The organism is Stutzerimonas sp. NM35, assembly GCF_054604355.1.
In genome coordinates this window covers 4059118-4071610 of record NZ_CM137728.1, presented here as the reverse complement: position 1 = coordinate 4071610, position 12493 = coordinate 4059118, and the positions used below count along the sequence as shown (strand labels likewise).

General features: G+C 65.0%; 14 protein-coding genes. 6 read left to right on the top strand and 8 right to left on the bottom strand.

Going from position 1 to position 12493, the window contains the following annotated elements:
• Positions 1–10 precede the first annotated feature (10 nt).
• The 8 genes from rsd to ACYCFC_RS18770 form a co-directional block, all read right to left on the bottom strand.
• Positions 11–478 (bottom strand): sigma D regulator, encoded by a 468-nt coding sequence (gene rsd / locus ACYCFC_RS18805; RefSeq protein WP_181082825.1) that lies wholly within the window; start codon positions 476–478, stop codon positions 11–13.
• 249 nt (positions 479–727) lie between these two features.
• The gene (locus tag ACYCFC_RS18800; protein ID WP_459652560.1) at positions 728–1219 is read right to left on the bottom strand and encodes a disulfide bond formation protein B; all 492 of its coding nucleotides are present in this window, start codon (positions 1217–1219) and stop codon (positions 728–730) included.
• Positions 1220–1499: 280 nt separating this feature from the next.
• Positions 1500–2738: a heme biosynthesis HemY N-terminal domain-containing protein gene (locus ACYCFC_RS18795; protein ID WP_459652559.1), complete on the bottom strand. Its 1239-nt coding sequence runs from the start codon at positions 2736–2738 to the stop codon at positions 1500–1502.
• Positions 2735–3919: a uroporphyrinogen-III C-methyltransferase gene (locus ACYCFC_RS18790; protein WP_459652558.1), complete on the bottom strand. Its 1185-nt coding sequence runs from the start codon at positions 3917–3919 to the stop codon at positions 2735–2737. The genes ACYCFC_RS18795 and ACYCFC_RS18790 overlap by 4 nt, the downstream gene beginning before the upstream one ends.
• A gap of 19 nt (positions 3920–3938) precedes the next feature.
• Positions 3939–4709 (bottom strand): uroporphyrinogen-III synthase, encoded by a 771-nt coding sequence (locus tag ACYCFC_RS18785; protein ID WP_459652557.1) that lies wholly within the window; start codon positions 4707–4709, stop codon positions 3939–3941.
• Positions 4706–5644 (bottom strand): hydroxymethylbilane synthase, encoded by a 939-nt coding sequence (gene hemC / locus ACYCFC_RS18780; RefSeq protein ID WP_459652556.1) that lies wholly within the window; start codon positions 5642–5644, stop codon positions 4706–4708. The genes ACYCFC_RS18785 and hemC overlap by 4 nt, the downstream gene beginning before the upstream one ends.
• A gap of 98 nt (positions 5645–5742) precedes the next feature.
• The gene (locus ACYCFC_RS18775; RefSeq protein WP_181082819.1) at positions 5743–6489 is read right to left on the bottom strand and encodes a LytR/AlgR family response regulator transcription factor; all 747 of its coding nucleotides are present in this window, start codon (positions 6487–6489) and stop codon (positions 5743–5745) included.
• Positions 6490–6494: 5 nt separating this feature from the next.
• Positions 6495–7568 (bottom strand): sensor histidine kinase, encoded by a 1074-nt coding sequence (locus ACYCFC_RS18770; RefSeq protein ID WP_459652555.1) that lies wholly within the window; start codon positions 7566–7568, stop codon positions 6495–6497.
• Positions 7569–7735: 167 nt separating this feature from the next.
• Here ACYCFC_RS18770 and argH point away from each other — a divergent pair, with 167 nt between their 5' ends.
• The 6 genes from argH (at position 7736) to ACYCFC_RS18740 (ending at position 12445) form a co-directional block, all read left to right on the top strand.
• Complete coding sequence (gene argH / locus ACYCFC_RS18765; RefSeq protein ID WP_459652554.1) at positions 7736–9130, top strand: argininosuccinate lyase; 1395 nt, start codon at positions 7736–7738, stop codon at positions 9128–9130.
• Complete coding sequence (locus ACYCFC_RS18760) at positions 9127–9672, top strand: AAA family ATPase (protein WP_459652553.1); 546 nt, start codon at positions 9127–9129, stop codon at positions 9670–9672. The genes argH and ACYCFC_RS18760 overlap by 4 nt, the downstream gene beginning before the upstream one ends.
• Positions 9673–9690: 18 nt before the next feature.
• Positions 9691–10170 carry a GNAT family N-acetyltransferase gene (locus tag ACYCFC_RS18755; RefSeq protein WP_181082815.1) on the top strand — a complete coding sequence of 160 codons (480 nt, stop codon included), beginning with the start codon at positions 9691–9693 and terminating at the stop codon, positions 10168–10170.
• A gap of 35 nt (positions 10171–10205) precedes the next feature.
• Complete coding sequence (locus tag ACYCFC_RS18750) at positions 10206–11360, top strand: NnrS family protein (RefSeq protein ID WP_459652552.1); 1155 nt, start codon at positions 10206–10208, stop codon at positions 11358–11360.
• Positions 11361–11451: 91 nt separating this feature from the next.
• Positions 11452–11979, top strand: a complete 528-nt coding sequence (locus ACYCFC_RS18745) for a hypothetical protein (protein ID WP_181082813.1) — start codon at positions 11452–11454, stop codon at positions 11977–11979.
• Positions 11980–12025: 46 nt separating this feature from the next.
• Positions 12026–12445 (top strand): hypothetical protein, encoded by a 420-nt coding sequence (locus ACYCFC_RS18740; protein WP_181082812.1) that lies wholly within the window; start codon positions 12026–12028, stop codon positions 12443–12445.
• Positions 12446–12493: the final 48 nt, after the last annotated feature.

Here is a 12493-nt window from a genome sequence, read left to right as displayed (position 1 = left end):
GGCGTGCGACTCAGACGGTCGCAGCTGCGGCCTGCTTGTGCGCCATATGCAGAACTTCGATCAGGCAATCTTCAAGCTCGAAACGCTCGTGGAGCAACTGTCCGAGATGCTGCAATTCGTCATGCAGACCTGGGCTGTCCAGGCAGTCGCCCTTGTCACAACGATCGTTGAATGCCACGGCGACATCGGTAATGGCCTCGATGCGCGGGTATATCTGATGGGCCAGCTCAAGGCCACGTTTGTCGCCGAAGGCCTCGGCTTCCTGAAGCAGCTGTTCGTATATCTCGAAATGCCCCGCCGAGACATAGTCCAGCAGGATCTGACAAAAGCTCTGCAAAGCCGGACGGCTCAGCGCAGCCTCTGCGCCCTTCAGCTCATCGAATACCTTGATCAGTGCATGGCGTTCCTGCAGCCAGCGGTCGATCAGCAGGTGTACACCTCCCCAGCGTTCCTGGGCGTTCCGACAGCTCTCGAGCATGATGACCTCACTTCCCTAATCGATATTGTCTGTTGCGCCTTCCGAGACATGTTTGTCTGGTGATATCGCCTTGGCCGAGTGATCGCGCAACGGCGGAGTCAGACGCTGTCCGAGCAGACTAAGCCCCGGCGATCGAAGCTTCAAGCTGCGCGGACAATTGTTCGGCGCTCGAGCAGGCGAGCGGAACGCGCCGATCTGCAATCTTGACCACCCAGCGCAGCGATCATTCACTCGCGGCGACAAATCGCCTCAGTCGCGGCGCAGCAACTGCCAGAAACAGAACAGCGTCATGCCGATGAACGACAACAGGGTCCATTCGGGAATGCTCATGCCGAGCAGGGTCCAGCTGACTTCGGCGCACTCGGCCGTGCCATGCAGCACCAGGCGGGCAATCTCCTGGAACGGCAGTGCATCCATCATGTATTCGAGGCTGGGCAGGCAACTGGGCAACTGGTCGGCAGGCAGGCCTTGCAGCCAGATTTGCCGAATGGCCGTCGCGCCACCCGCCAGCGCGAACAGCAGGGCCAGGATCGAATAGCCACGCCGTCCGGCCTTGCGCGGCCCGTGCAGCGCGGCGACCAGGCAGACCAGGCCGAAGCCGATCACGCAGATCCGCTGCACGACACACAGCGGGCATGGCGCCAGGCCGACCACATGCTCCAGGTAGAGTGCGGCGATCATCATCAGCACGCAGCCGATGAAGGCCAGAAGAAAGAGAGAACGAGGGCTGGCCAGGTTCATGATGGCTCCGCAGGCAGGAAAAGCTCGCTACGGTATTAGCCTGCGTGGCAAGCTGCAAGCGTGCTCATCGTGACAGCAGGGCGATCGCGCCATGCGCTCAAAGAGCCGAAAACAGCGCTGGAAAGCTGGAGGCTGAACGACAAGCGATCCAGGTTCGAGCGCACATGGCGTTTTTTCGTCCAGCCTTCAGCGCTTTTATCGAACGACCATCGCAGCATAACGGCATAGCGCAATCGCCCTGATCGTGACAACAGGCGCCCTCAGGCGCCTGTAGCTGTTGCTAACTGTTGCTGATTACCGGCAATCGGCTGTCGCCCGCCCCCTCGACCAACCCGAGCCCCTCCTGAAACAGCCGGTTGCTGCGTTCCTTGTCACCGAGTCGCGCCAGCAGCCGAGCCAGTTCGGCGCAGGTTTGCGGGCGGTGCTCCAGACGCAGGCTGGCTTCGAAATAGTCGCGCGCCTTGCCCCAGAGTTCGTTGCGCAGGCTCAGCCGGGCCAGCGCCAGCAGCAGCTCGGCATTGTCCGGATGATCCTTCAGCCAGCCTTCGGCATGATTCAGCTGCCGCGACGGCTCACGCCCCAAGACACGCCCATAGCGCTCGATCAGACGGTCATCGAACTGCCGCTTGAGCGCCGCATGAAGAACCTCTTCTGCCCTGACCTCATCTCCGAGGCGCGCGAGGCCATCGGCATAGGCGCGTACCAGCGCGGGCTCGTTGCGCAGACTGTTCGGCACGCTCTGCCAGCGCTGCCCGAGCGCCTGCCGGGCTTCTTCGGCAGTTGCTTCGGGAAGCAGCACAGACTGTTCGATGGCCGCCGTCCACGCCAGCAGCTCCAGTTCGCTCAGGCGTGCCGGTGACAGTACACGGTGCTTGCGCAGCTCCGGAAGCAGGCGGCACAGGGCGGGCCAGTCGCGCAGCTGCACATAGAGCTGTTGCAGCAGGGTCAGCACCTGATGATGACGCGGATGCTCGTCATGCAGTCCGTTCAGCGTTTCCCGCGCCTCGGCATACTGGCCCCTGGCGATCTGCAGCTGCGCCTGGGTCAGGCCGATGGCCAGGCCGGCTTCGGGTTCACGCTCGCGCGCACGGCGCAGCAGTTCGTCGCTCTGCTCATGCTCACCCAGCTCACTGGCTGCCCGGGCAGCGCCCAGGTAATGCACCAGCGGCTGCCGGTCATGCTCGGCGGCGACCCGCAGATGAACGAGCGCGTTGCTCCACTGGCCTTCGGCCAGCTCGCGCAGTCCGCTGCGCGATGCCTTGGCGATACGGCGCTCGCGATGACGGCGCGACCAGGGATTGACCAGCGCACCGGACGCCTGCAACAGACCCAGAACCCAGTGCACAAGCACGCTCAGCAGCCAGAGGCAGGCCAGCAGCCCGAGCAGAACCCAGAGGCTCGACTCGTAGCGAAAGCGGTCATAGCTGATCAGGACATAGCCGGCGTCCTTCGAGACGGCCCAGCCGACGGCGCCGACAATGGCCAGCAGAACGATAAGGAACAGGGCCAGCCGCTTCATGAGCGCACATCCTCTTCACTCGCCTGTTCGCCTTCGCCGGCAGGCGCTTCGTCCGCCTCGTCGCTCTTGCCGGTCTGGCGCTTCTGCACATAGACCTGCAGGGTCTGCAGCGCAGGAGCAAGATCCGGCAGGGTGACCGATACCTGCCGCGCGGACAGCGCTTCGATGCGGTCGCGCAGCCCACGGCTCTGACCGTTGTCTTCGTTGAAGTGATCCTCGATCAGGCGCACGGCCTGGGCCAGCGACTGCCGATAGACCTCGGTGTTGCCGTTGAGCACGGCCCATTGCGCCTGCTCGATGGCCAGCGAAAGGGCCAGTCGCACCTGCCCCAGGCTTTGCCCGGCCAGCAGCGGCTTGACGTCGGTGCCCGCATTGAAATCGATCCGCACGTAGCGAGTCAGCTCGTCCAACCACTGCCGCCAGCGACTGTCGCCCTGGCTCTCGCGGGCCTGGCCAAGCTGGAACTCCGGCGCCAGGGCGCTCAGCTGGTTGGTCTGGCCGCCGAGGGCGCCAAGCTGCAGGAACAGGCCGGTACGGTCCAGTTCGGGCAGGCTGCGCAAGGCCTCCAGACCTTCCAGCAGCTTCTGCCGGGCGGCGTAGGCGCCCGGATCATCCTGCCGCCGCAGGATCAGGTCCGCCTCTTCGACCAGCGAAACGGCGCTGTTCACATCCTGCATGGCCGACAGACGCAGCATGGCCATGCGCAGCAGGTGCTCGGCTTCGGCCAGCTGCCATTGCTCGCGACTGGCGCCCAGCACCTGTTCGACACGCCCGGAAAGCCGCTGCTGATCGCTTTGCAGTTCCGCCAGCAAACGCCGCTGCTCGCCCAGCTGCTCCGCCGTGGGCAATTGCTCCAGGCGTGTCAGGCGCGTGGCCAGTTGCTGGCTGCGCTCGTTCAGCTGCGCCGTCTGCTGCTGGGCGGCCTGCACGCGCTCGATCTGCTGCTGTTCCTGGCCGGCCAGTTGCTGCATCTGCCAGAGGCTGTAGCCGCCGGCGGCCAGACCGGCCATGCCCACCAGCAGGGCCAGACTGGCCAACGCGCCGCGACCATTCGTGTTCTTGTGCGTGGTGCCGGTCTGTGTGGTGCCGGTCGCTGTGCTCGATGGATTTTCCCTGGCGGGGGTAACGGGTTCCGGCTTCGAGGGTTGCCGAGGCGTCTTGTCGGACTCTACTTCGCTCACATTTCCATCCTTTGCATCGTTAAGCGGGCTCGGGGGTTGCCCGCAGCGCCGCCAGCAAAGCCGCGATTCCGGCACCGCGGCAGTCCACTATTTTTTTCGCGCCCAGCGCTTCAGCCATTTTTGCAACGCGGGGACTGGGTACGAACAAGGGTAGCTCACAAAGTTCGGGCCAGTCCGAACCCGCCAGCGCGTGCAACGACTCCAGCCCCTGGCCGCTGCTGACCAGCAGTGCATTGAGTCGCTGCGAGCGCAGGGTTTCGATCAGCGTTCCGGGCGGATACTCCGGCAGGTAGCGCCGATAGAGTTCCAGTTTGTCTACCTGGACGCCCCGGCTGCAGAGGGTATCGGCCAGGTGCTCGCGACCGCCCTGACCACGCAGGATCAGCACTTTGGGGTCCGTTGCGGCCTCCAGCACCTCGTTGAAGCGAGGCAAGGCCAGCAGTGCTTCGCTATCGTCGCCGCTGAGCGGCCAGCTGGCATCCAGACCAAAGTCTTCCAGCAGCGCACCGGTGGCGCCGCCGACACTGAACCAGACCTGCGCGTGCGGCGGCTGTGGCCAGTAACGATCCAGCAACTCCAGCCCCAGCCTGGCCGCCGGCTTGCTCACCACCACCACCGCGCAGTAGCGATCCAGTTCGAGCATGGTCGCGCGCTGTTCGGGCGTTTCCGGCAGCGCTTCGATGGCGAGCAGCGGCAGGCTGCTACTCTGGATACCTTCTGCCGACAGCGCAGCCGACAGCGCGACGCACTCGTCAGCCGGGCGCGTCAGCAGCAGACGCCAGCCGCTCACGCCTTGCCGGCCTCGCCGTAGATGTCCTGAAGGATTTTTCCGGCGCCCTGCGCCAGCAGTTCTTCGGCGATACGCACGCCCAGCGCTTCGGCCTCCGCGGCGGGCGCCCGGCCTTCGGCACGCAGCAGCACTTCGCCATCCGGCTGGCCGACCAGGCCACGCAGCCAGAGCTGGTCGTCTTCGAGCACGGCATAGCAGGCGATGGGCACCTGGCAGCCGCCATTCAGATGACGGTTCAGCGCACGTTCGGCGGTGACGCGCAGCGCGGTCTCGGGGTGATTCAGGCATTCCAGCAACTGATGCAGTTCGCTGTCGCCGGTACGGCATTCGATACCGACAGCGCCCTGCCCGCCTGCCGGCAGGCTGTCCTCGACGCCGATGCTGGAACGGATGCGCTCACCGAAGCCAAGACGGATCAGCCCGGCGGCGGCGAGGATGATGGCGTCGTACTCGCCGGCATCCAGCTTGGCCAGGCGGGTGTTGACGTTGCCACGCAGGAACTGGATTTTCAGGTCCGGACGCCGCGCCAGCAGTTGGGCCTGACGGCGCAGGCTGGAGGTGCCGACCACCGCGCCCGCCGGCAGCGCGGCGAAATCCTCGAAGCTGTTGGAGACGAAGGCATCGCGCGGGTCTTCACGCTCGCAGATGCAGTACAGGCCGAGCCCCTCAGGGAACTCCATCGGCACGTCCTTCATGGAATGCACGGCGATATCGGCCTCGTTCTCCAGCAACGCGGTTTCCAGCTCCTTGACGAACAGGCCCTTGCCGCCGATCTTCGCCAGCGGCGCATCCAGCAGCTTGTCGCCACGGCTGACCATGGGCACCAGGCTGACCGTCACATGGGGGTGTTCGGCTTCGAGGCGCGCCTTGACGTATTCGGCCTGCCACAGGGCCAGGGCACTCTTGCGGGTGGCGATGCGGATTTCGCGAGACATGGGCAATTCCAGAACAGTGAATTGCCGGTGATGATAACAGGCCCGGCCCTGTCACTGGTTTGGCAGGAATCAAGGAAGCAGCTTCAAGCCAGGAGCTGCTATAGCGTATTCATCAACTTGCGCACACCCGCGACATGTCGGCGGCTGACGGTCAGCGGCTCGCCTTCGAGTCCCTTGAGAAACAGCTGGAAATGGCCAAGCGGGGTGCGCTGCAGGCGCTCGATGCGGTCGCGGTAGACCAGCGCATTACGGTGAACGCGCACGAAACGCTCGCCAAATTCATCTTCCAGCGCTTTCAGTGGCTCATCCAGCAGCACCTCGCCGTTCTCGTGCCGCAGGGTGACGTACTTGTGATCGGCAATGAAGTAGATCACCTGAGCCAGCGGAATCAGCTCGATGCCCTTGCGCGTGCGGGCGCTGATATGGCTGCGCGGGCCGCTGCCGGCAATCGCCGCGGGCCGGGTCAGCGCCGCGAGCTGGACGCGGTTCGGGCGCTCGGCCTTTTTCAGCGCCTCGGCCAGATGCTCCGGGCGTACCGGCTTGACCAGATAGCCGACCGCACTGACCTGGAACGCTTCAAGGGCAAATTCGTCATGGGCGGTACAGAAGATCACCGCCGGCGGCGCATCACGTTCGCACAGTTTCGCCGCGACCTGCAGGCCATCGAGGCCCGGCATGCGGATATCCAGCAGAACGATATCAGGCCGCAGCTCCTCGATCAGGGTGAGGGCTTCTTCGCCATTGCTGGCAGAAGGCTCCAGGACACGATAGCCGTCAAGTTCACCTACCAGGCGACCGAGGCGCTCGCGTGCCAGAGGTTCGTCATCGACAATCAGCACATTCATATGGATCAGGCTTCCTGCTTTTGTGTCGTACATGGATAGCGTAGACACGTGTAGTAACGGGCGTTACGCCACTCCACGCTGAGACTCGCCGCAGGGCCGAAAAGTGCCGTTAGTCGTGCGTCTATATTGTGCAGCGCCTGCCGGGTGCCCCGGGAAGGCTGTGCTTGAGCGGTCCCGTCGAAGGGATTGCTGACCTGCAAATGAAAAACGCCATCGGCATAATAGGCCGTCACGCCAACCGTACCGCCCTCGATGCGCGGCTGGATGCCGTGGATCAGCGCATTTTCCAGCAACGGTTGCAGGGTCAGTTGCGGAATGGGCAGGTCATCCGGCACGCCATCCACCTGCCACTCCACCTGTAACCGCTCACCGAGGCGGTAGTGTTCGATGGACAGGTAACGTCGCGACAACTCCAGCTCTTCGCGCCAGGGCACCAACGTACCGGGCCGGGCCAGACTGGCGCGAAACAGATCGGAAAGGTCCAGCACCGCCTGCTCGGCCTGTCGCGGATCGGTTGCCACCAGGCTGGCGATGCTGTTCAGGCTGTTGAACAGGAAGTGCGGGCGAATCCGCGCCTGCAGCGACTCGATGCGCGCGCGCAACTCGGCCTGTTCCTGACGTCGCCACTGGCTCTGCAGGTAGAAATAACGCAGCAGCAGGCCCGACATGATCAGGCCGATCAACGCATGGCGCAGATACAGGTTCACCTCGCCCTCGCGCGGCAGCGGCCCGCCCAGTTGATAGATATCGGCAACCGCCGTGCAGGCCAGCGTCAGGCCCACCACCAGCGCGCAGCAGGCGAGCCCGGCTAGCCAGGGCGACAGCCTGGCCAGCAGTGATCGCAGCCGGCAGGTAAGCCCGACCGAAAGCAGCATCACCCACTGCACGAACAGTGACGTCAGCGCCAGCCGTACCCAGTCGAAGCCCGGCTGCATCGGCTGGGCCAGCACCAGTACCAGCACCAGCAGCTCGGCCAGCAACACCAGGCCGAGCAGCGCCTCGGGCTGGCACAGCTCGGGCACGAAGAAATCATCCACCGCAGCCATCGGGCGCGCGGTTTTTTGCGGGATTGTTTGCATGCCGGCAGTGTCGGCGGGCCTCGGCACGACCGCAAGGCACCCGCGCACGGAGTTGACGACAAAGTTCGGAAATGCTGCGCAGCTCACTGTTCGCCGCGCCTCCGAGTCACCCGCCAACCCTGTTATCATCCGCGTTTTTACAGTTCCCGATTTCAGCGAGCGCATTCATGAGCACCGACAAGACCAACCAGTCCTGGGGCGGCCGTTTCAGCGAGCCCGTCGACGCCTTCGTCGCCCGATTCACCGCCTCCGTCGAGTTCGACAAGCGCCTGTACCGCCACGACATCATGGGCTCGATCGCCCACGCCACCATGCTGGAAAAGGCCGGCGTGCTGAGCAGCGATGAGCGCGACCAGATCATCGCCAATCTCAAGGACATCCAGGCCGAGATCGAGGCCGGCCGCTTCGACTGGCGCGTCGACCTGGAAGACGTGCACATGAACATCGAGGCGCGCCTGACCGACCGCATCGGCGTCACCGGCAAGAAGCTGCACACCGGGCGCTCGCGCAACGACCAAGTGGCCACCGACATCCGCCTGTGGCTGCGCGACGAAATCGACCTCATCCTCGACGAAATCACCCGTCTGCAGCAGGGCCTGCTGGGCCTGGCCGAAGCCGAGGCCGACACCATCATGCCCGGTTTCACCCACCTGCAGACCGCCCAGCCGGTGACCTTCGGCCATCACCTGCTGGCCTGGTTCGAGATGCTCTCGCGCGACTACGAGCGCTTGGTCGACTGCCGCAAGCGCACCAACCGCATGCCGCTGGGCTCGGCGGCGCTGGCCGGCACCACCTACCCGATCCAGCGGGAGATCACCTGCGAACTGCTGGGTTTCGAAGCGATCTCCGGCAATTCCCTGGATGGCGTCTCGGATCGCGACTTCGCCATCGAATTCTGCGCCGCCGCCTCGCTGGCGATGATGCACCTGTCGCGCTTCTCCGAAGAGCTGGTGCTGTGGACGTCCGCGCAGTTCCAGTTCATCGACCTGCCCGACCGCTTCTGCACCGGCAGCTCGATCATGCCGCAGAAGAAGAACCCCGACGTACCCGAGCTGGTACGTGGCAAGACCGGTCGCGTGTTCGGCGCGCTGAGCGGCCTGCTGGTGCTGATGAAGGGCCAGCCGCTGGCCTACAACAAGGACAACCAGGAAGACAAGGAACCGCTGTTCGACGCCGCCGACACCCTGCGCGACTCGCTGCGCGCCTTCGCCGACATGGTTCCGGCGATCCGCCCGAAGCGCGAGATCATGCGCGAAGCGGCGCTGCGCGGCTTCTCCACCGCCACGGATCTGGCCGACTACCTGGTGCGCCGTGGCCTGCCGTTCCGCGACTGCCACGAAATCGTCGGCCACGCGGTGAAATACGGCGTGGACAGCGGCAAGGACCTGGCCGAAATGAGCCTGGACGAACTGCGCCGCTTCAGCGAGCAGATCGACGACGACGTGTTCGCCGTGCTGACCCTGGAAGGCTCGGTGAACGCCCGCGACCATATCGGCGGCACCGCGCCGAATCAGGTGCGCGCCGCCGTCGAGCGCGGCAAAGCACTGCTCGCTTCGCGATGATCGCACCCGGTCGCCGTATCTCGGTGGTCGGCTGTTCGGGTGCCGGCAAGACCACGCTGTCACGCCGGCTGGCGCATCGGCTCGGTTATCGCCATATCGAGCTGGATGCGCTGTATCACCAGCCCGGCTGGCAGCCACTGCCGACCGCCGCCTTCCAGCAGGCCGTAGCCGAGGCCATCAAGAGCGATGGCTGGGTGGTCGAAGGCAACTACTCCGCCGTTCGCCCGCAGATTCTCGAACAGGCCGACATGGTGATCTGGCTGGACCTGCCGCGCCCCACCGTGATGCATCAGGTGCTGTGGCGCACGCTAAGGCGCCTGTTCAGGCGCCAGGTGCTGTGGAACGGCAACCGCGAGCGCTGGACCAATCTGTTCAGCCTCGAGCCCGAGCAGTCGATCCTGGCCTGGTCGTGGACGCGCCATGCCAAGTACCGCCAGCGTTATGGCGAGGAAATGCGCAACGCCCCGGCCCATCGCCATTACCTGCGTCTGGACTCGCGCCAGGCCATCGACGACTTCCTGGCCAGGCTGCCAGCCCGATAACTCTCAGGAATTCCTGCCATGTCGCTCAACATCCGCCCCGCGGTACGCGAAGACGCCGCACTGATCCTGCGCTTCATCACCGATCTGGCCATCTACGAAAAGGCCGAACACGAGGTCAGGACCGATGTCGCCGGTATCGAGAACAGCCTGTTCGCCGAAGGCGGTAGCGCCCATGGCTTGATCTGCGAACTGGACGGCGAACCCATCGGCTATGCGGTTTATTTCTTCAATTACTCGACCTGGCTGGGCAGGCACGGCCTGTATCTGGAGGATCTGTACGTCGCCCCGCAGCAGCGCGGCGTCGGCGCCGGCAAGGCGCTGTTGCGCCACCTGGCCAGACTGGCGGTGGCGCGCGGCTGCGGTCGCTTCGAGTGGTCGGTGCTGGACTGGAATCAGCCGGCCATCGACTTCTACGATTCCATCGGCGCCAAACCCCAGAACGAGTGGATCGGCTACCGCCTTGCCGGCGACGCATTGACGGCGTTCGCTGCAGGTTGAGCAGCCGTTCAAGCGCGCCTGATTCGGGAGAGGCAATGCACCCGCGCAAACCGCGTCTGCCCTTCGCCAGCGCCTGGTTCTTCCCCGCCGCCGCCCTGTATGCGGCACTGCTGCTGCCTGTCTCGGTGCTGGGCCTGCTCGGCCTGATCCCCGCCCTGCCAGGGCTGACCACGCCCGCCGGACATGCCCAGGAGATGCTCTTCGGCTTCGCCCTGGCGGTGATCGCCGGCTACCTGCTCGGCCCGCAGCCGCTGCGCCTGACGCTTGCGCTGCTGGGCTGCTGGTTACTGGCGAGGCTCGGCTCGGTTTTCTGGCCCGGCTCCTGGCTGGCGCTCGGCGCTGGCCTGCTGTTCGCCGCCGGGCTCGCCTGGAAGGTGCTGCCGCGCTTTGTCAGCGCGGCGAAGAAGTGGCGCAACCAGTCCGTCGCGCCGGTGGTCGGCGGGCTCGCGCTGCTCAGCGCCATCACTGCCAGCGGCCTCGATCAGGATCTGGTTCGCCTGTTGCAGCACGAGGCACTGCTGCTGCTCGCCGCCCTGCTGTTCTTCATGGGTGGGCGGATCATCGCGCCAGCGCTCGCCGGCCACGCGCAGAACCAAGGGCGACGGCTGGAGGCCCGCGTACAGCCACAGCTGGAAGGCGCCGTGCTGATCCTGCTGGCCCTCGCGCTGCTGCTCGCACCGCTGCCCTGGCTGCTGCTGCAGCGCCTGGCCGGCGCCATCCTGATTGCCGCCAGCGTGCTCACCGCCATTCGGCTGTTGCGCTGGCAGCCCTGGCACTGCCACACGCGGATGGACCTGCTGGTACTGCTGCTCGGCTATGCCTGGCTCACCCTCGGCCTGCTGCTGCTCGGCCTGAGCGCGCTGCTTCCTAGCCTGCCTGCGACCGCCACGCTGCATGCCCTGAGCATCGGCGCGCTGGGCAGCCTGACCTTCGCCGTGATGGCGCGCACGCGGCTGGTCCAGCGCTTTCGCGACCCTGCCGCGCGGCGCTGGATTCATCCACTGGCGCTGCTGATCAGCCTGGCGGCGCTGGCGCGTATCGTCCCGGCGCTGCTCGGATGGCAACAGACAGGCTGGCTGCTGCTCGCCGCCGGCTGCTGGGCGCTGGCCTATCTGGCGCTGGCCGTGCTGCTCTGGCAGTGCCGCGATACCCGGCCCGACAGCTCGCGTCACTTATCGGCAGACCGCTGAGCCCGGTGCCGGAACTCCAGAGCCAGGCACGGGACCTACAAGCATTGGCTGGCGAAATCCGCTTGTTCTATTGAACCTCACCGGAACCGGCATGACTGACCTTCGTACACTGTTGCTGAACCAGGACACCCAGGGTGGCGAGCTCTTCGAGTCGCCCAAGGAGCGCCTGGTCTTCTACCGCTCGGAAATCCACTTCGAATCATCTTTGCTGGCCGAACGAACCAGCGCCTACCTGTCCTCGCAGTCCTTCCTGATGATCGCCTTCGCGTCGACGATGGCCAACAGCAATCCGGACTGGGGCAACCTGTTCCGCCTGGTGGTTCCGGCGGTGCTGGCACTGCTGGGCCTGATCACCTCCCTGCATGCGATGCCGGGCATCAAGTCCAACTTCGAGGTCATCGAACGCTGGCACCAGAAGCAGGCTGAACTGCTGCAACGAGAGGGTCACGTCGGCATACTGCCGAACAATGAGTCGGCGTTGTTCGGCGAAGGCGACAGCCCCGCAGGCGGCAAGCGCTACAAGCGCACGCTGTTGTTTTCGCTACGCACGCCACTGATCTTCTCGCTGGTATGGTCGGTATTCGGTCTGCTGTGCCTGGTGCTGAGCTTTATCGACTGAAGTGCTGCGCGACGGCGCCGAAGACCATCAATCAAGGGAAACTGCCATGTCGAAACCGGACCGCCCACGCTTTCGCGTCGATGCCAATCGCCAGAGCGGCAATCGACGGGTACGCTACATCGAAACCAGCCGCCCGGATGACGGCAGCTGCACCCTTTGTCAGCTGGATGAAGAAAATCCCGCGCCACCCGAGAACCGCGCCATGTCCGAACCGCAAGATGACGAAGCCTTCGCCGAATCAACCCTGATCCAGGCCATCGAGAACCAGCTGCAAGCCGGTGAGCCAGCAGTGGCCCAGGCCACGCTGAACAAGCTGACGCTGGTCGGCTACGAGCGCGAGGAGAGCCTGCACATGATGGCGCTGGTGCTGGCGCAGGAGATCCGCCAGATGCTCGCCGATGATCGACCGTTCGACGCCCAGGCCTACGAAAGCATGCTGCGCAACCTGCCCGAGCTGCCTGAATAACCGAAGTCCCAACAGCCTGCCAGACGTGGATCAAGCCAGGGTTACCTT